Consider the following 17,707-nt stretch of genomic DNA (forward strand, 5'->3'; position numbering starts at 1 on the left):
AGCCCGAAGGTCCTCCGCTTTCACCCGTAGGTCGTATGCGGTATTAGCGTAAGTTTCCCTACGTTATCCCCCACGAAAGAGTAGATTCCGATGTATTCCTCACCCGTCCGCCACTCGCCACCCATAAGAGCAAGCTCTTACTGTGCTGCCGTTCGACTTGCATGTGTTAGGCCTGCCGCCAGCGTTCACTCTGAGCCAGGATCAAACTCTTCACTTAAAATTACATGCCCGAAGGCAAATACTTTAGCTGCAGAAGTCCAACCACTGGCAACTTATCGCTTGCAAAGCAATTAATATGTTGCTTGATTAAACGTCTGCAAGATGGACAATCATCCTTCCTGCAGGCGTCCGCACAAATTACCTGCGCACACTGTCAAAGAACCTGGGGAGTGGCCTCAGCGCCGTTCCCGTCAGCTTCGTCGTTTCCGTCGAAGCGAGCCGCTCATTATAGCGGACTTTTTCTTGCCGTCAACACCTCATTTCGAGGTGGTTGACGCTGCTTCGTTTCGACCCGAAGGTTTTCTGCGAAGCGAGCCGGCCATATTAGCAGGCTTTTCATCCTCGTCAACCCCTCGTGAAGAGGAAGTTGCCGCCGCTGCACCTCGATCCGCCGTAGCGTCTTTCCGTGTAGCGAGCCGCCCATCATAGCCGGCTTTTTCGTTTCGTCAACACCTTAATTTCAAGGAATTTTCGAACCCTTTCGCTCTGGTTCCGCGTTTGCGGAGGCCGTTGCGGCGGGGAGGCGAACTATATGCCCGCCGAACCGATTTGGGAAGCGTTTTGTGAAAAATTTTTCACGCCACTGCCAAAAACGAGCGCTACGCATTAATTACGCTGGCAGGAAGCCTTTCAGTACCAGGGGCTGCTACTTCCATCTACTACGTTAAGACATGTGAGGCCACCGAGATTGCCGCCCCGCAGCAACCTCGGTGCGCTTTAGGCGGTGACGAGCAATACGCGGGCAAAATTGCGCTTGCCTACCTGGATGACCCCTTCGAAGCCGTGCGTGAAGACGCGGCCGGGATCCTCCACCACTTCGCCATCGATCTTGACCGCACGCTCCTTGAGCTTGCGGGTGGCTTCGGAGTTGCTGGGCGTCAGGCCGGCGGCAGTCAGCAAGCTGGCGATGCGCAGGCCTTCGGCCGGCACGACCACTTCCTGGAGCGGCAATAGGCTGGTGTCGCCCTGCCCTGTCACCACCGCATGCCAGCCGGCAATGGCCTGCTCCGCGGTGGCCGCATCGTGGAACCGGGTGGCCAGCTCGCGTGCCAGGCGCAATTTGACCTCGCGCGGATGCAGTTCGCCGGCAGCGACCTGCTCTTTCAGGCGCGCCGCTTCGGCCAGGCCGATATCGAAGGACAGCAGATCGATCCAGCGCCAGGTCAGCTCGTCGCCGATCTTCATCGTCTTGGTGACGATGTCGATGGCCGGTTCGTTGATGCCGATGTAATTGCCCAGTGACTTGGACATCTTGGCCACGCCATCCAGACCTTCCAGCAGCGGCATGGTCAGCACGATCTGCGGGGCTTGACCGTAGTGTTCCTGCAGGCCACGCCCCATCAACAGGTTGAACTTCTGATCGGTGCCGCCGAGCTCCACGTCGGCCTTCAGCGCGACCGAGTCGTAGCCCTGCACCAATGGATACAGGAATTCGTGGATGGCGATCGGCTGCTGGCCGCCGAAGCGTTTGGCGAAATCGTCGCGTTCGAGCATGCGCGCGACGGTGTGCTGGGCAGAGAGCTTGATCATGTCGGCCGCGCTCATCTGGCCGAACCATTCGGAGTTGAAGCGCACTTCGGTGCGTTCGCGGTCCAGGATCTTGAAGACCTGCTCTTCGTAGGTGCGCGCGTTGGCCAGCACATCCTCGCGGCTAAGCGGCTTGCGGGTGGCGTTCTTGCCGCTCGGGTCGCCGATCATCCCGGTGAAGTCGCCAATCAGGAAGATCACCTGATGGCCGAGTTGCTGGAACTGCCGCATCTTGTTGAGCAGCACGGTATGGCCCAGATGCAGATCCGGCGCAGTGGGATCGAAGCCGGCCTTCACCCGCAGCGGCTTACCGGTGGCGAGCCGCGCCTGCAGCTGATCGAGCTTGAGGATCTCTTCGGCACCACGGCCGATGAGTGCGAGGGATTCTTCGATAGTGGCCAACCACAGACTCCAGCGGCGCTTGCCGTCAAAAACGTGAATGATGTTAAACGCGAGTTAATTCCGCGCCAAGTGAAAATAATGAACAGGCTCAATGGTTTGACGCGCTGTTACAGGCTGTCTATGGTACCGGCGATTGGGCTCGCACTTCGAGCCAGCGAGGAATTTGAACGATGCAGAACTCAGAGCAGGGCCGTGCACGCAAGCGGCGCTTTCACGAACGCCTCCACGTCCTTCACGACACTGCACTGCATCGCAAGCTCAAGGCGCATCTGCCGGCCGCGTTCAATGACCGCTGGACACGTCGTCACTGGATCCACGCCAGCCTGTTCGCCACCATCGGTGCGCTGGTTGCCACCATCGTGCCGGGTTTTTCCAACGCCATCGACACGCCGCTTTCCAGCCATTCCACGCTGGCGTTGCCGTTGCCGCCGCTGATTCCCAGCCGCAAGCAGCTGGCGCCGAGCACCGATTGGGAAATTCTGCAGGTCAAGCCGGGCCAGACCCTGAGCACCTTGTTCGGCGAGCTGGGAATCCCGACTGCGGTGATGTACCAGGTGCTGGCGCATCCGGGGACCAAGGAGGCGCTGACCAAGCTGCGCCCGGGTACCGAGATCGCCTTCGACATGCCAACGCCTGGCCAACTGCGCGCACTGCGCTTCGATCGCGACGACAGTCATCGGGTGGAACTGCGCCTGCTGGGCGACGCCGTGCGCGAGAACGTGACCGAGCGGGCGACCACCACGCGCACCGTCGTGGCCAGCGGGGAGATCAGCAGTTCGTTGTATGCCTCGGCCGGTAAATCCGGATTGTCGCCGGCGGCGGTGGCGATCATGACCGACGAGATCTTCAAGTACGACATCGACTTCGACAAGGATCTGCAGCCCGGCGACCGGTTCAGCGTGGTCATGGATGAAACCTGGCGCGAAGGCGAGAGGATCAGCACCGGCGACATCCTGGCGGCGACGTTCACCACGGGTGGCAAGACCTATACGGGGTTCCGCTTCGAGCGTGCCGGCAAACCGGCCGAGTACTTCGACATCACTGGCCGCCCGCTCAAGAAGAGCTTTATCCGCATGCCGGTGGCCTATAGCCGGATAAGCTCCACCTTCGGTGCGCGCAAGCATCCGGTGCTGGGCACCATGCGCATGCACAAGGGTGTGGACTATGCGGCCGCTTCGGGCACGCCGATCATGGCGGCCGGCGATGCGCGGGTGGTGTTTGTCGGAACCCAGCGCGGTTACGGCAACGTGGTGATCCTGGATCACGGCAAGAACTACAGCACGCTGTACGGGCACATGTCGCGCTTTGGCAAGATCAAGGCCGGGCAGCGCATCAACCAGGGCACGGTGATCGGCTATGTCGGCATGACCGGCCTGGCGACCGGCCCGCATCTGCATTACGAATTCCGCGTGGGCGGGCAGCAGCGCAATCCGATGTCGGTGACGATGCCGCCGCCCGAGCCGCTGCAGGGCGCCGAACTGGCGGCGTTCCGCGCGCAGACGGCGCCGGCCATGGCCCGCATCGAGGGCATGGAGAAGCTGATCTACGCCGACGCCGGCAAGCCGGCCAAGGGCAAGTCGCGCAGTTGAGCGCCTGCGGCTAGTCACTGCGTCGGCTGCGTTGCGGCTGCTTAGCTGAGTGCGGAGCAAGGGCTGCGCGCTCCCTCCAACTGTCTCGCGTGGTCGTTGCCGTGCAGCTACTTGCTGCAGCGAACTGCGGATGGCGAATGCTGCGACTTCCCAATCCGGCACTGGTCCCGCTGTCGACCGACAGCTTCTGGCGCGACTGCCGATCTGACGATGCCTAAGGTGGGCAGGGAGTCTCGAGGCACAGGCGATGGCCGTGGCAGCGATTGCAGCCCATGCCGGCCCGGCGATGACGCGCCAACTGCACGGCTGCTACCCACGTCATACCGGTTGACGGACCCGGCCCGGCTGCACAAGCTGGCCGGCCGTGTCTTTCTGGCTTCGGCATGTCTGTCTTGGAACACGCTGACTCTCCCTTGTATCTGGGCCTGATGTCGGGCACCAGCGCCGACGGCATCGATGCCGCGCTGGTGCGCTTTGCCGACGCCACCCACCGCCGCTGCGAATTGGTAGCCGGGGCGACGGTGGCGTGGGAGCCGCAGTTGCGGCAGACCTTGGTGGCGATCGGCCAGGGCGCCGAGACGGTGGCCATCGATGCGCTGGGCCAGCTGGACGCCCAAGTGGGGCTGGCATTCGCGGCGGCAGCCAATCAGTTGATCGGCGACAGTGGCGTGGCGCGTCGGCAGATTCGTGCGATCGGCTCGCATGGGCAGACCATCCGCCACCGGCCCAACGCCAACCCGGCGTTCACCTGGCAGATCGGCGATGCCAGTCGAATTGCCGAGCACACCGGCATCACCACGGTGGCCGATTTCCGCCGCCGCGATGTGGCCGCCAGTGGTCAGGGCGCGCCACTGATGCCCGCCTTCCACCTGGCCATGCTGGGCGCAGGCGATGAAGACCGCGCGGTGCTCAATCTGGGCGGGATCGGCAACCTGACCTTGATTCCGCGCGATGGCGCGGTGCTGGGATTCGATACCGGCCCGGCCAATGCGTTGCTGGACAGTTGGTGCCAACGCCATCACGGCACGCCGTTCGATGCCGAGGGTGCGTTTGCCGCCAGCGGGCGCGTGGATGCAGCTTTGCTGCAGGCGCTGCTGGCCGACCCGTGGTTTGCGTTGCCGCCGCCCAAGAGCACCGGCCGCGAGCAATTCCATCTGGACTGGGCCGTGCAGGCGATGGGCAGCGCGCGGCTGGAGGCTGCCGATGTGCAGGCGACCTTGCTCGAACTCACCGCTGCCAGCGTGGCCGATGCCTTGCTGCGGCTACAGCCAACCACGCGCCGGGTGCTGGTCTGCGGCGGCGGCGTACGCAACCCGGTGCTGTTGGCGCGACTGGCGGCGCGACTGCCGGGCATGGCGGTGGAATCCAGCGCGCGGTACGGGCTGGACCCGGATTACCTGGAAGCGATGGGCTTTGCCTGGCTGGCGGCCGAGCTGCTGGCCGGACGCGCAGCCAATCTGCCCTCGGTGACCGGGGCGGCCGGGCCTCGGCTGTTGGGAGCGATCTATCCGGCGTGAGCGGGGCGGGCTGTGCCGGCTGGGATGGAGCTGCGCGGCAGCGCTAGGGATTGTTTCCCGCCGGCAGCGCCTTGAGCGCGGCAATCGCCTCGGCCAGGGCATCGACCTCCGGGTGCTGCAGGCCGCCGGTGACTTCGTATTCGCTGGCGAACAGGCCTTGTTCGAGCAGATGCATGACGGTCTGGTGCTGGGTCCAGCCCCGTGCGACGGAAATGCGGCGAATACGGTCCACCAGCACCGGGTCGATGTCACGCAATACCAGATCGGTCATGCCCTGCCTCGTGCAATGCGCTGCCCCGCGCGCATCATCGGCAACCTTCGCGGACGTTTCAATCCGGCCGCCTGTCGTGCGCCAATAGCCGCGGCCACAGCCAGGCCAGCAACATCAAGGTGGGAATGACGGTCAGGGCGCTGAGGATGAAGAAGGTGCTGTAGGAGGTCGCCTGGACGACGAACCCGGACACGCCACCGGCAAACTTGCCCGGCAGGTTGGCCAGCGAGACCAGCAACGCATACTGGGTTGCGGTGAAGTTGCGGTCGGTCAGCGAGGACATGAAAGCCACCAGCACGGTGGCGGCGAACCCCTGGAAGAGGTTATCGGCACTGAGCGCGGCATAGAACGCCCACAGCTTGCCGGGGTTGTGCGCCATCAGCAGGAACGCCAGGTTGGACAAGGCCACCCCCAGCGCGGCCACCAGCAGCATGCGCCGGAACCCGAACGCGGCAATTGCCGCGCCGCCCGCGAAGGCGCCGACAATCCCCATCCACACGCCGAACAGCTTGGAAACGGTGGCGATATCGGCCTTGGTGAATCCCGAATCCAGATAGAACGGCCCCGCCATGACGCCGATGACCTGGTCGGGAAACTTGTACAGGCCCACGAACAGCAGCAGCACGATGCCCAGCGCCAGCCCATTGCTGGAAAAGAAGCTGGAAATCGGTTGCCAGAACGCACCGGCGACGTCCACGCGGCGCACCACCGTGGCTTCGGGGCGGTCGGGCTCGCGGCACACCAAGGTGGTGACGATCGGCACCAGCATCAGTGCGGCCATGCCCACGTACGCCCACGTCCAGCCGAGGTATTGGGCCATGTACAACGCACCGGCACCGCCCAGGATCAGGCCGATGCGGTAGCCCAGCGTGTAGGTCGCCGCCAACGCGGCCTGCGCGGCATCCGGCGCGATTTCGATGCGATAGGCATCGACCACCGAGTCCTGGGTAGCGCCCCAGAACGAGGCGAACAACACCCAAGCGACCAGGCCGGTGACGCTCAGATCCGGGCGCGAAAATGCCAGCGCGAACAGGCCGATGGTGACGCCGATCTGCGCCACCAGCAGCCAGGAACGACGGCGCCCCAGAAACGCGGTGAGCGGAAACGCATAGCGGTCGATCAGCGGCGCCCACAGGAACTTGAGCAGGTAAAAGAAGCTGGCCAGGCTGATCAAGCCGATGCTGCCCAGGTCCAGCCCCACATCGCGCAAACGGGTCGACAAGGTCTGCGAGGCGATCAGCAGGAACGGCAAGCCGCTGCCGAAGCCGAGCAGCGCCATGGTCGCCGCCGATGGCGTGGCGAAGGCGCGCTGGATGCCGCGCCAGCCTTTATAGGTGGATGCGGGCGTGGTCATGCCTCACACCAGCGAGCGAGAACGCCCGTGATCGTGGTGGCTGGCAATGCCCATGGCATCGCTGCATGCGGCCCGACGCGGACGACTGTCATCGCCTCACGCGTCTGGATTTGCGCGGTCTGTGCAGTCCCGCAACGACGCACATCCGTGTCAAAGAATAACGATCCGAAAAGCATCAGCGGGCTGCGTAATGGCCAATGAGCGCCACCACGCGTGCTGCGGTAGCCAAGGTGCCGCCAGATGGCCCTGTTGCCGGCAAAGTCCTGGCCCCGTTCGGCAACATGCGGGCGCGCTATGACGCAACCCCCTGACTTGGCCTGCCTCACTGTGCGTAATCCACGATGTACGGTGCGTGGTCGGAGAAGCGCTCGTCGCGGTAGATCGAGCAAGCCTTCAAGGTGTCGCGCAGGCCGGGGGTGACCAGCTGGTAGTCGATGCGCCAACCGACATTGTTGGCGCGCGCCGCGCCACGATTGCTCCACCAGGTGTAGTCCTGGCCTCGCGGATGCAGCACGCGGTAACTGTCGACCCAACCACGGCCGTCGGCGGGGTCGGCGTCTTCCGGCGCGTCGGCGCACAGGCCGTTGAGCCAATCGCGCTCGGGCGGCAGGCAGCCGGAGTTCTTCTGGTTGGATTTCCAGTTCTTGATGTCCAATGCGGTGCGCACGATGTTCCAGTCGCCGCACAGCACGTACTGGCGGCCACTGGCCAGCCACTGCTCCAGGATCGGCCGCAGCCATTGCATCACCTGGAACTTGTAATCCTGACGCAACTCGCCCGAGGACCCGGAGGGAATATAGAAGGAGACCACGCTGAGGTTGCCGAAGCGCGCTTCGATATAACGCCCCTCTTCGTCGAACTCCGGCCAGCCCAGCGCAGTGCGCACCTCGTCGGGCTCGTGCCGGCTGTAGATCGCCACCCCGCTGTAGCCCTTCTTGGTGCTGGCGTCGCGAAACCAGGCTTTGTAGCCGGTGGGCAGGAAATCCGGCCCGGCCAGTTGGTGCTCCTGGGCCTTGGTCTCCTGCACGCACAGCACATCGGCGTCCTGGGCGGCGAACCACGCGAAGAAACCCTTGCTGGCGGCCGAGCGCAGGCCGTTGGCGTTGAAACTGATGATGCGCATAGATGAAGAGCCGGGATTCGGGAGTGGAAATTGGGGATTCGCGAAAGCATACCGCATCGGCGGATGCCGTAAGGCGCGACCGGCTATGCTTTCCAATCCCGAATCCCTACTCCCCAATCTCGTCACCATGACCGACCACCGCACCCGTTTCCTGCAACTGGCCCTGGACGCCGATGCCCTGCGCTTTGGCGAGTTCACGCTCAAGTCCGGGCGGCTCAGCCCGTACTTCTTCAATGCCGGGCGCTTCGATTCGGGGGCCAAGACCGCGCAGTTGGCGCAGTGCTATGCCGATGCGATCGATGCGGCCGGGCTGGACTTCGACCTGTTGTTCGGGCCGGCCTACAAGGGCATCCCGTTGGCGACCGCGCTGGCTTGCGCCTACGCAGGGCGCGGGCGCGACCTGCCGCTGGCGTTCAACCGCAAGGAAGCCAAGGACCACGGCGAAGGCGGCACCCTGATCGGGGCGCCACTGGCCGGCCGTAAGGTGTTGATCGTCGATGACGTGATCACCGCCGGCACCGCGATCCGCGAGGCGCTGGCCATCATCCGCGCCGCTGGTGGAGTGCCGTCGGGGATCGTGGTGGCGCTGGACCGGCAGGAAATCGCGTCCGATCAGGACCGCCGTTCCGCCGCCCAGGCGGTGGCAGCCGAGGCCGGCATCCCGGTGATCGCAGTGGCCAACCTGGGCGACCTGCTTGCTTTTGCGGCAGGAAACGCCGACCTTGTGGGCTTCCAGGAACCGCTGCTGGCCTATCGTGGCCGCTACGGGACCGACACCACAGGCTGACGGCAGGCGACAGGGGGCTGCGATGATGCCAATACATACACGTTCGGCGTTGTTCGCCGTTGCGGCGGCTGTCGCTGCGACATGGGTCATGGCGGCGCCGGCCGGTGCGCAAGACAAGCCGGCCGCCAAGAAGTTGTATTGCTGGAACCAGAACGGCGCCCGCGTGTGCAGCGATACGCTGCCGCCGGAGGCGGTGAACCAGGCGCGCGACGAATTCAACGTCAAGAGCGGGATGCGCAGCGCCGAGGTGCAGCGCGCCATGAGCAGCGACGAGCGCGCTGCCGCTGCGGCCAGCGAGCAGCAGCGCCAGGCCGATCTGGCCGCCGAGCAGATGCGCCAGCGCACCGACCAGGCGATGCTGATGTCCTATCAAAGCGAGGACGACCTGCGCCGGGTGTTCAAGGAGCGCATCGCCATCGTGGACAACAACATCCATACCGCGCGCTTCAACGTGACCAGCCTGCGCGAGGGGTTGGCCAGCCTGCTGCGCAGCGCCGGCGACCGCGAGCTGGCCGGCCAGGCAGTGGCCGACAAGCTGGCCGGCGACATCCAGCAGCGCCACCGCGATCTGATGGCACAGTTGCGTCTGCAGATCAGCTTCGAGCAGCAGCGGGTGGCGCTGGATGGCGAGATCACCGACATCCTGCAACGCTACCGGGCCATGAAGGAGCCGCCCGCCGGCTGACCGGCGCTTGCGGCATCCCGCCCGTGCGGCGCACCGCCGCGGGCGGCATTTCCCGATCCGACGCCCTGCCCGCATAATGGCCGGTCTTACTCTTCGCCCACGAGGCTCTCCCGCATGGCCCGGATCATCGCCATTGCCAACCAGAAAGGCGGCGTCGGCAAGACCACGACCGCCGTCAATCTGGCAGCCGGCCTGGCGCGCGCGCCCAAGCGCGTGTTGCTGGTGGATCTGGACTCGCAGGGCAACGCCACCATGGGCAGCGGCATCGACAAGCGCGATGTGGCCGCCTCCACCTGCGACCTGCTGCTGGGCGAAAACACCGCCGCGCAGATCCGGGTCACCGCGCCGGAAGGCTTCGACCTGCTGCCGGGCAACATCGATCTGACCGCCGCCGAGATCCAGCTGATGGACCAGGGCGAGCGCGAGCAGCGGCTCAAGCGCGCATTGGCGCCGATCCGCGACGAGTACGACTTCATCCTGATCGACTGCCCGCCGGCGTTGTCGCTGCTGACGCTCAACGCGCTGACCGCGGCCGATTCCATCATCGTGCCGATGCAGTGCGAGTACTACGCGCTGGAAGGGTTGACCGCGCTGCTGGAAACCATCGAAGCGTTGCGCGCCAACCTCAACCCGGCGCTGGAAATCGAAGGCGTGCTGCGCACCATGTTCGACATCCGCAACAACCTGGCCAATGCGGTATCGGCCGAGTTGACCGAGCATTTCGGCGACAAGGTGTTTCGCACCATCGTGCCGCGCAACGTGCGCCTGGCCGAGGCGCCCAGCCATGGCCAGAGCATCGTCGGTTACGACCGCACCTCGCGTGGTGGGGTGGCCTACCTGGGGCTTGCCGGCGAGATCGTGCGTCGCCAGAACGACCGCAACAAGGCCGTCCGGCCGGTGGAGACCGTCTGATGAACAAGCCGATGCCCGCAAAGAAGCGTGGCCTGGGCCGTGGCCTGGAAGCGTTGTTGGGGCCCAAGGGTGCGGCCGCCGCCGCAGCACCGGCCGGTGCCGACGAACAGGCGTTGCAGCCTGGCGATAGCTTGCGCCAGTTGCCGGTGACCCAGCTGCAGCCGGGCAAGTACCAGCCGCGCCGGGAGATGGACGAGGTCAAGCTGGCCGAACTGGCGGAGTCGATCAAGGCGCAGGGCGTGATCCAGCCCATCGTGGCGCGCGAGCTGGCGCCGGGGCAGTTCGAGATCGTGGCCGGCGAACGCCGCTGGCGCGCTTCGCAGCTGGCTGGGCTGACCGAGGTGCCGGTGGTGGTGCGCGAGCTGGACGACCGCACCGTCATCGCGATGGCGCTGATCGAAAACATCCAGCGCGAAGACCTCAACCCGCTGGAAGAAGCGCAGGCGCTGCAGCGGCTGATCGACGAATTTTCGCTGACCCATGCCGAGGCCGCCGGCGCGGTGGGACGTTCGCGTGCGTCGGTGTCCAATCTGCTGCGGTTGCTGGAATTGCCGGTGGCCATTCGCGTGTTGCTGGAAACCCGCCGACTGGAAATGGGCCACGCGCGCGCGCTGCTCACCCTGGCGCCGGAGCTGGCCAGCAAGCTGGCGCAGGAAGCGGCCGACCAGGGCTGGTCGGTGCGCGAAGTCGAACACCGCGCGCAGCAGTTCGCCGCCGGCAAGGTGCCCGGCTCGCTGCGCAAGGGCAAGCCGGCGCCGGTGGCCCCACAGGCCGATATCGCCTCGCTGGAAACCGAACTGTCCGAGTCGCTGGGCACCAAGGTGGTGTTCAATCACGGCCGCGGCGGCAAGGGCAAGCTGGTGATCCATTACACCGATCTGGACACGCTGGACGGCGTGCTCGAACGCCTGCGCGTGCAGCGCAGCTAGTCGCTTGCCCATCCAACAGGATCCTCGCCGGCCATGAATCCCGCCAAGGTGGACCGCCAGCACCTGCTGCAGCTGACCGACCTGCCCAACGTCGGGCCGGCCTGCGAAAAGGACCTGCGCCTGATCGGCATCCGCGTGCCTGCGCAGCTGCGCGGTCGCGATGCCTACGACATGCATGCACAGCTATGCCTGCGCACCGGCGTGCTGCACGACCCCTGCGTGATCGATGTGTTCCTGTCGATCGTGCGCTTCATGGACGGCGAGGCGGCGCAGCCGTGGTGGAAGTTCAGCGCCGAACGCAAGGCCAAGCTTGCCAGCGAAGCGCCGCTCGCCCTGCGGTGAGCGGCCACGCATGGTGCGCTGCAGCCTTGATGTTGAGCGCCGCATGCGCTGCGAGCACCGCCAATCGCGCCTGGCGCACTGCGCACGGCAGGCGCGTTGGCAGCAGGAAGATGCCGAACCCACTTGCGGCGGCGCCTGCAATGCGCCGCGCGTGCGCATCCGGAGCGCCAGCCTTTTATTTCCGCATTTCCCAGGATCACAGCCATGACCATTCTCGTCACCGGCGCTGCCGGTTTCATCGGTGCCTATACCTGCCGCGCGCTGGCTGCACGCGGTGAGACGGTGGTGGGGCTGGACAACTACAACAGCTACTACGACCCGCAGCTCAAGCACGACCGGGTGGCGGCGCTGTGCCCCGGCATCGATATCCGCACGCTGGATCTGACCGATCGCGAGGGTCTGGCCGCACTGTTCGATGAGATCCAGCCAACCCGCGTGGTGCATCTGGCGGCGCAGGCGGGCGTGCGGTATTCGCTGGAAAACCCGCACACCTATGTCGACAGCAACCTGGTTGGCTTCGTCAACATGCTCGAGCTGTGCCGGCACCGCGGCGTGCAGCACCTGGTGTATGCCTCAAGCAGTTCGGTCTACGGCGATTCGGCCACCCCGCCGTTCTCCGAAGAGCAGCGCGTGGACCAGCCGCGTTCGTTGTATGCGGCAACCAAGGCCGCCAACGAACTGATGGGCTACACCTATGCGCAGCTGTATGGCCTGCGCGCGACCGGGCTGCGCTTTTTCACGGTGTACGGGCCGTGGGGCCGGCCGGATATGGCGCCGCTGATTTTCAGCCGTGCGGTGCTGGCGGGGCGGCCGATCGAGGTGTTCAACTACGGCAAGATGCAGCGCGATTTCACCTTCGTCGACGACATCGTGGCCGGTGTGCTGGGCGCGCTGGACACGCCCAGTACTGCGCCGGTGCCGCACCGGGTGTTCAACCTGGGCAACCACACGCCGGTGGAGCTGGAGAGCTTCATCGAGGTGATTGCGCAGGCCGCCGGCCGCCCGGCCGAGAAGGTCTACCGGCCGATGCAGCCGGGCGACATGCTCCGCACCATGGCCGATACGCAGCGTGCGCAGGCCGCCTTTGGGTTCGATCCGGCGACCCCGGTCGAGCGTGGTTTGCCGCAGGTCGTGGCTTGGTGCCGGCAGTATTTCGGCGAGCGCGCCTAGCGCTTGGTGGGGTCTGCGGCGCAGGTGCGCGACGGCATCGATGGGCCCATGGAGCGCAGGGCGCCGAGGCCGCCATGCGAGCCAGATGCAGGGCTTGCCTTCGATCAGCCGCCCTGGCGTACGACCGCATGGCAGACACGCGATGCACATGGCGATGGGTGCCGGCTGCGCTGCAGCGGGCGACGAGGCGTGATCGGCGAGCGAGTCCACGCATTTGCAGCCTTGGCCACTCCCCACCACACGCTACAGGCTGCTTCCAACCGTTCCGCTGCGCATAACGCGTGCATGCTTCATGCCTGACTCAGAGAGTCAGGGCACAATGCCCGATCTTTTTCGCTCAGCCTTCATCCGGCTACCCCGCATCCATGAGCCAACCTCAGCTGTCCGTCGTCGTCCCGGTATTCAACGAGCGCGATAACGTCGCCACGCTGGTGGGCGAAATCGTCAGCGCCCTGCGTGGCGTGGTGGCCTTCGAAATTGTGTATGTCGACGACCATTCGCGCGACGACACGCTCGCAGTGCTGCAAGGCCTGAAGAGCACCACACCGGAACTGCGCGTGCTGCATCATGTGACCCAGAGCGGCCAGAGCACGGCGGTGCGCAGCGGGGTGAAGGCCGCACGCGCCAGCTGGATCGCCACGCTCGATGGCGACGGCCAGAACGACCCGGCCGACATCCCCAAGCTGCTCATCGCGCGCAGTCAAGCGCAGGCACAGGTGAAGCTGTTCGCCGGCTGGCGGGTCAATCGCCAGGATTCCGGCTCCAAGCGCTGGGCCAGCAAATGGGCCAACGCGATCCGCTCGCGCATGCTGCGCGACAATACGCCTGACACCGGCTGCGGCATCAAGCTGTTCGAGCGCGAGGCGTTCCTGGACCTGCCGTACTTCGACCACATGCATCGCTACCTGCCGGCGTTGATGCAGCGCGCCGGCTGGCGCACGGTGAGCGTGCCGGTCAACCACCGCCACCGCACCGCCGGCGTGTCCAAGTACAACAATCTCAATCGCGCCCTGGTCGGCATCCGCGACCTGCGCGGCGTGGCGTGGCTGATCACCCGCAGCAAGCGCACCGTGGTAGAGGAACGTTGATGGAAACGAGCCTGCTGGACCAGCAACTGACCTGGCTGTACTGGACCGGCATCCATGTGACCGGGTGGAAGCTGATCGGCTATGTCGGTGCGCTGATGTTCGGTGGCCGCTGGCTGGTGCAGTTCGTTGCCTCCAAGCGCGCCGGCAAACCGGTGATTCCGCGCCTGTTCTGGTACATGAGCGTGGTCGGCAGCCTGATGACGCTGAGCTACTTCGTGTTTTCGGCCAAGCAGGATTCGGTGGGTGTGCTGCAGAACCTGTTCCCGGCGTTTACCGCGTTTTACAGCCTGTATCTGGATGTGAAACATCGCGGGTGGAAACGCGACCGGGCCGGTCATTGAGGCGGGGATTCGGGATTCGGGATTCGGGATTCGAATTGCCTGGGCCGAATAGTTGCTGGATCGAACGCAATTGGTGAGCGCCGTGGTGGTTGAGATGGATACGAGTGCGTGTCGCTGCAAAATCCATTGCCGCTCTGATTTTTGGTAATCCATCGTGGTTGGCGCTGCCTCAGCGTACGGAATTGATCCGGGCGCGCTGCGACAGAAGCGATCCGGGCCCACTGCATCTCAGCGACCAGGTTTTTGGGATGTGATGCACGTGATTGACGAGCGCCTGCGCGCCTTGACGTCACCCGCTGCATCCACCCGATGCAGCGCAGCTTGCCGGAGGCGCGGCGATAGCGTTGACCGCTGATACCCACTTTTCGGACACGCCACTGCGCGCGCGGCCGACGCGATCGTGGGTTGCCTGCCGATGTCGCCGTTCCTGCGCCGCGGGCACGCTGTCACCATGTCCAGAGCGCTCCGTCCTCGCCCCCTGTCCACGCCGACGCTTGAAGCAGCGTATTGGCACCTGCGGCTGCCCACGCATCAGCACGTGCCGCTATTCGCGGATTGGCGCTGCGCTCGCGCCGCGGCGGCCAGCCTGGCGCTACCACGCCATTGGCAAGGTGCGCAGTTGTTGTGCTGGGTGTTGTTGCCTGACACTTGGTGCGGGTTGCTGCAGGCACCGAGCAAGGCGGCATTGCTGCAATTGGCCACGGCGGCGCGACTGAAGACTACCGATGCAGTCAATCGCGCACGCGGGCGTGGTGGAACGGTGTGGCAGCCGCAGATGCAGGTCTCGGCGCTCCCGCTGCAAAGCGATCATCGACAGTTCGCCCGCACGCTGGTCGCCTTACCCCTGCGGGCGGGCCTGGCCGAGCAGGTGGGCGGGTATCCGTACTGGGACGCAGTCTGGCTATTGCCGGGCGGTCACGGCGCCGCATCGATCACCACGCAATGCGGTCGCGCCGAGCCAACCGGAACAGGTGGAACACACGGGTGACCGCATACACCGGCACGATGCCGAATGACGGCCCGGCGCATCGCGCACCGGTCCAGCTGCGTTGCCTCTGCACAGGCAACGCAGCGGACGATCCGCGCATCCGGCAATCAGAACGCCAATGGATGCTCCGGCAACAACGTCTGCAGTTCGTTGCGGAACAGCGTGCGAATCCGCTGCAATGCGGCCTCGCTGTCGGCTTCGAACCGCAACACCAGGATCGGCGTGGTATTGGATGCGCGTACCAGACCCCAGCCGTCGATGAAGTCCGCGCGTAGCCCATCGATGGTCGACAGCCGCGCCGATTCGAACGGCGATTCTTCGCCGGTCTGCGCACGCGCGACAAAGCGCGCCACCAGCGCATGCGCATCGCCTTCCACCGGCACCTTGATCTCCGGCGTAGCGACACTTTCAGGCAAGGCGTCCAGCACCTCGGACGGCGTCTGCTCGCGCTGGGCCAGGATTTCCAGCAAGCGTGCGGCAGCGTAGATGCCGTCGTCAAAGCCGTACCAGCGCTCCTTGAAGAAGAAGTGCCCGCTCATCTCGCCAGCCAGTTCGGCGTCGGTCTCGCGCATCTTGGACTTGATCAACGAATGACCGGTCTTCCACATCAGCGGACTGCCGCCGTTGCGCAACACGTAGTCGGACAGCTTGCCGGTGCACTTCACGTCGTAGATGACCAATGCGCCAGGATTGCGCTGCAGCACATCGGCGGCGAACAGCATCAGCAGGCGGTCCGGAAACACCATCGCGCCTTCCTTGGTCACCACGCCCAGGCGATCGGCATCGCCATCGAACGCCACGCCGATATCCGCATCGAAACGCTGCACCATCTTCACCAGGTCGTTGAGATTGTGCGGCTCGCTCGGATCGGGGTGATGGTTGGGGAAGGTGCCGTCGATGTCGCAGTACAACGGAATCACTTCGGCACCGATCGCTTCCAGCAGGCGCGGTGCGATCTCGCCGGCCGCGCCGTTGCCGGCGTCCACCACGACCTTGATCGGGCGGTCCAGCTGGACGTCGTCGGCGATACGCTGGATGTAGGCATCGCTGATGTCGCGCTGTTCCAGCTCGCCAGGCGTGGCAGCGGTATGCAGGCGGCCTTCGTTGATGCGCTGGTGCAGTTCGGCGATGGCGGCGCCGGACAAGGTCTCGCCGCCGATCACGATCTTGAAGCCGTTGTAGTCCGGTGGATTGTGGCTGCCGGTCACCGCCACACAGCTGCCGGCACGCAGTTCGTACGCGCCGAAGTACACCACCGGCGTCGGTGCCAGGCCGATGTCGGTGACGTTGCAGCCGGCGCGGCGCAGGCCTTCGATCAGGCCATTGCTCAGCTCCGGTCCGGACAGCCGGCCGTCGCGACCGACCACCACATCGCGCAGTCCCTGCGCCTGCATCACGCTGCCGATGGCCTGGCCGATCAAGGCGGCAACGCCGGGGTTGAGGTCTTGGCCGACCACGCCGCGGATGTCGTAGGCACGGAACATCTCGGTGGCGACCTGCACTGCCGGCACCAGCGCTGGCGGTGCTGGCGGTGCCTCGACGTCCAGCGCGCGTGCTTCGCTGGCAACGCTGGCGTCGTGCTGCAGGCTTTGACTGAAGGTGGGTTCATCGGCGCCGGATTGGTCGGCAACCCGGCGCCGCGGCAAGGCCACCTGCCCCCGGCTGGCCAGCACCAGCAGCACCGCAATGATCAGCAGCAATGCCGCCACGATGGCGCAACCGACGGCGCCCAGGCCCAGCGGGCCGCTATCGCCTTGCGGCACCGCCGCAGCCACGCGCAAGCCGCTGTTCCCAAGCGGCCTGGCCAGCGTTTCGGCGGCATCGGCCAGTGCCATATCGCCCTGCTGGGCCACGTTGTAGCTGCCCTGGCGCAGGGCCAGGTAGGCGCTGCCTGGTGCCGCAATTGCATCCAGCGGGCCGGTCAGGCGCAGCAACGGCAACCGCGCATACGCCACCGCCGGCTGCCCGCCAAGGCGCACCGCGGCAGCCACGCCCAGGCGGACTTGTTTGGCGTCGCGCACGACCCGGACCTGGGCACGGTCGGCCACCTGCGCCGATTCGAGCAGGCTCAGACGCGCGTAACCGAAATCCTTTGGGTTGGCATAGGCCGCGGCAAGGTCCCCAGGCAGCACCTGGACATCCTCGGCACCTTTGAAACGCTCGCGGATGGCCGATGCGGCCGCCAGTGCGTCGCCACCGGTCAACGCAGCGACGACCGGCGGCTGCTTGAGCACCGCATCGAGCTGGCTGGCCTGCGTGGCCATGGCCTGGCCTAGGTCCTGCACGGCGCGGTCGCGCGCCTGCTCCAGCCCCTGCGCCACCGTGTCTTGGCGCCATTGCGCATAACTGTTCCAGCCGAACCAGGCAGCCAGCAGCAACAAGATGCCCCCCAACACCGGACCACTCGTACGCACGCTCGACATCCCCTGCCTGCGCTCGTTCGTCTTGCTCATGTCATTTCCC

16 protein-coding genes and 1 rRNA gene (1 of these 17 cut by a window edge) are annotated in these 17,707 nt (G+C 65.5%); 11 read left to right on the forward strand and 6 right to left on the reverse strand.

Annotated elements, in window-relative coordinates:
• Both ACCQ00_RS18910 and tyrS read right to left on the reverse strand, forming a co-directional pair.
• Positions 1 to 217 (reverse strand): 16S ribosomal RNA (locus ACCQ00_RS18910) (it extends 1,330 nt beyond the left edge of the window).
• 719 nt (positions 218 to 936) lie between these two features.
• Entirely contained in the window at positions 937 to 2,148 is a 1,212-nt protein-coding gene (gene tyrS, locus ACCQ00_RS18915) for a tyrosine--tRNA ligase (RefSeq protein WP_039572395.1), read from the reverse strand.
• 170 nt (positions 2,149 to 2,318) lie between these two features.
• Here tyrS and ACCQ00_RS18920 point away from each other — a divergent pair, with 170 nt between their 5' ends.
• Positions 2,319 to 3,737, forward strand: coding sequence for a M23 family metallopeptidase (locus ACCQ00_RS18920; RefSeq protein ID WP_039572392.1), 1,419 nt, complete (start codon positions 2,319 to 2,321; stop codon positions 3,735 to 3,737).
• Between the two features lie 383 nt (positions 3,738 to 4,120).
• Positions 4,121 to 5,254: an anhydro-N-acetylmuramic acid kinase gene (locus tag ACCQ00_RS18925; protein WP_039572389.1), complete on the forward strand. Its 1,134-nt coding sequence runs from the start codon at positions 4,121 to 4,123 to the stop codon at positions 5,252 to 5,254.
• 43 nt (positions 5,255 to 5,297) lie between these two features.
• Here ACCQ00_RS18925 and ACCQ00_RS18930 read toward each other — a convergent pair whose 3' ends face one another.
• The 3 genes from ACCQ00_RS18930 to ACCQ00_RS18940 all read right to left on the reverse strand — a co-directional run bounded on the left by ACCQ00_RS18930 (position 5,298) and on the right by ACCQ00_RS18940 (position 8,002).
• Positions 5,298 to 5,525 carry a hypothetical protein gene (locus tag ACCQ00_RS18930; protein WP_003489057.1) on the reverse strand — a complete coding sequence of 76 codons (228 nt, stop codon included), beginning with the start codon at positions 5,523 to 5,525 and terminating at the stop codon, positions 5,298 to 5,300.
• Between the two features lie 58 nt (positions 5,526 to 5,583).
• The gene (locus ACCQ00_RS18935) at positions 5,584 to 6,879 is read right to left on the reverse strand and encodes an AmpG family muropeptide MFS transporter (RefSeq protein ID WP_039572387.1); all 1,296 of its coding nucleotides are present in this window, start codon (positions 6,877 to 6,879) and stop codon (positions 5,584 to 5,586) included.
• A 322-nt stretch (positions 6,880 to 7,201) separates the two neighbouring features.
• Positions 7,202 to 8,002: an exodeoxyribonuclease III gene (locus ACCQ00_RS18940; protein ID WP_039572384.1), complete on the reverse strand. Its 801-nt coding sequence runs from the start codon at positions 8,000 to 8,002 to the stop codon at positions 7,202 to 7,204.
• Between the two features lie 127 nt (positions 8,003 to 8,129).
• Here ACCQ00_RS18940 and pyrE point away from each other — a divergent pair, with 127 nt between their 5' ends.
• The 9 genes from pyrE (at position 8,130) to ACCQ00_RS18985 (ending at position 15,244) form a co-directional block, all read left to right on the forward strand.
• Entirely contained in the window at positions 8,130 to 8,789 is a 660-nt protein-coding gene (pyrE, locus tag ACCQ00_RS18945) for an orotate phosphoribosyltransferase (RefSeq protein ID WP_017156764.1), read from the forward strand.
• Between the two features lie 49 nt (positions 8,790 to 8,838).
• Positions 8,839 to 9,474: a hypothetical protein gene (locus ACCQ00_RS18950; protein ID WP_039583448.1), complete on the forward strand. Its 636-nt coding sequence runs from the start codon at positions 8,839 to 8,841 to the stop codon at positions 9,472 to 9,474.
• Positions 9,475 to 9,588: 114 nt separating this feature from the next.
• Positions 9,589 to 10,386, forward strand: coding sequence for a ParA family protein (locus tag ACCQ00_RS18955; protein ID WP_005914407.1), 798 nt, complete (start codon positions 9,589 to 9,591; stop codon positions 10,384 to 10,386).
• The gene (locus ACCQ00_RS18960; RefSeq protein ID WP_017156762.1) at positions 10,386 to 11,315 is read left to right on the forward strand and encodes a ParB/RepB/Spo0J family partition protein; all 930 of its coding nucleotides are present in this window, start codon (positions 10,386 to 10,388) and stop codon (positions 11,313 to 11,315) included. The genes ACCQ00_RS18955 and ACCQ00_RS18960 overlap by 1 nt, the downstream gene beginning before the upstream one ends.
• 33 nt (positions 11,316 to 11,348) lie before the next feature.
• On the forward strand, positions 11,349 to 11,657 hold the full coding sequence (locus tag ACCQ00_RS18965) for a helix-hairpin-helix domain-containing protein (RefSeq protein WP_008571192.1): 309 nt from the start codon (positions 11,349 to 11,351) through the stop codon (positions 11,655 to 11,657).
• A 204-nt stretch (positions 11,658 to 11,861) separates the two neighbouring features.
• Positions 11,862 to 12,827 (forward strand): SDR family NAD(P)-dependent oxidoreductase, encoded by a 966-nt coding sequence (locus ACCQ00_RS18970; RefSeq protein ID WP_039572376.1) that lies wholly within the window; start codon positions 11,862 to 11,864, stop codon positions 12,825 to 12,827.
• 365 nt (positions 12,828 to 13,192) lie between these two features.
• Positions 13,193 to 13,915 (forward strand): glycosyltransferase family 2 protein, encoded by a 723-nt coding sequence (locus ACCQ00_RS18975; RefSeq protein WP_039572373.1) that lies wholly within the window; start codon positions 13,193 to 13,195, stop codon positions 13,913 to 13,915.
• On the forward strand, positions 13,915 to 14,256 hold the full coding sequence (locus ACCQ00_RS18980) for a lipid-A-disaccharide synthase N-terminal domain-containing protein (RefSeq protein WP_039572371.1): 342 nt from the start codon (positions 13,915 to 13,917) through the stop codon (positions 14,254 to 14,256). The genes ACCQ00_RS18975 and ACCQ00_RS18980 overlap by 1 nt, the downstream gene beginning before the upstream one ends.
• Positions 14,257 to 14,671: 415 nt before the next feature.
• Positions 14,672 to 15,244 carry a hypothetical protein gene (locus ACCQ00_RS18985; RefSeq protein WP_039572368.1) on the forward strand — a complete coding sequence of 191 codons (573 nt, stop codon included), beginning with the start codon at positions 14,672 to 14,674 and terminating at the stop codon, positions 15,242 to 15,244.
• A gap of 107 nt (positions 15,245 to 15,351) precedes the next feature.
• Here ACCQ00_RS18985 and ACCQ00_RS18990 read toward each other — a convergent pair whose 3' ends face one another.
• Entirely contained in the window at positions 15,352 to 17,697 is a 2,346-nt protein-coding gene (locus ACCQ00_RS18990) for a phosphomannomutase/phosphoglucomutase (protein WP_039572366.1), read from the reverse strand.
• Positions 17,698 to 17,707 lie beyond the last annotated feature (10 nt).

Source organism: Xanthomonas sp. NCPPB 3761, assembly GCF_041475705.2.
GTDB classification, from domain to species: Bacteria; Pseudomonadota; Gammaproteobacteria; order Xanthomonadales; family Xanthomonadaceae; genus Xanthomonas; species Xanthomonas phaseoli.

Coding starts and splice junctions, on each gene's coding strand:
- ACCQ00_RS18985 (WP_039572368.1), top strand. CDS start 14,672: ATGTCGCCGTTCCTGCGCCGCGGGCACGCTGTCACCATGTCCAGAGCG.
- ACCQ00_RS18925 (WP_039572389.1), top strand. CDS start 4,121: ATGTCTGTCTTGGAACACGCTGACTCTCCCTTGTATCTGGGCCTGATG.
- ACCQ00_RS18935 (WP_039572387.1), bottom strand. CDS start 6,879: ATGACCACGCCCGCATCCACCTATAAAGGCTGGCGCGGCATCCAGCGC.
- ACCQ00_RS18930 (WP_003489057.1), bottom strand. CDS start 5,525: ATGACCGATCTGGTATTGCGTGACATCGACCCGGTGCTGGTGGACCGT.
- ACCQ00_RS18980 (WP_039572371.1), top strand. CDS start 13,915: ATGGAAACGAGCCTGCTGGACCAGCAACTGACCTGGCTGTACTGGACC.
- ACCQ00_RS18970 (WP_039572376.1), top strand. CDS start 11,862: ATGACCATTCTCGTCACCGGCGCTGCCGGTTTCATCGGTGCCTATACC.
- pyrE (WP_017156764.1), top strand. CDS start 8,130: ATGACCGACCACCGCACCCGTTTCCTGCAACTGGCCCTGGACGCCGAT.
- ACCQ00_RS18965 (WP_008571192.1), top strand. CDS start 11,349: ATGAATCCCGCCAAGGTGGACCGCCAGCACCTGCTGCAGCTGACCGAC.
- ACCQ00_RS18975 (WP_039572373.1), top strand. CDS start 13,193: ATGAGCCAACCTCAGCTGTCCGTCGTCGTCCCGGTATTCAACGAGCGC.
- ACCQ00_RS18960 (WP_017156762.1), top strand. CDS start 10,386: ATGAACAAGCCGATGCCCGCAAAGAAGCGTGGCCTGGGCCGTGGCCTG.
- ACCQ00_RS18990 (WP_039572366.1), bottom strand. CDS start 17,697: ATGAGCAAGACGAACGAGCGCAGGCAGGGGATGTCGAGCGTGCGTACG.
- ACCQ00_RS18920 (WP_039572392.1), top strand. CDS start 2,319: ATGCAGAACTCAGAGCAGGGCCGTGCACGCAAGCGGCGCTTTCACGAA.
- ACCQ00_RS18940 (WP_039572384.1), bottom strand. CDS start 8,002: ATGCGCATCATCAGTTTCAACGCCAACGGCCTGCGCTCGGCCGCCAGC.
- ACCQ00_RS18955 (WP_005914407.1), top strand. CDS start 9,589: ATGGCCCGGATCATCGCCATTGCCAACCAGAAAGGCGGCGTCGGCAAG.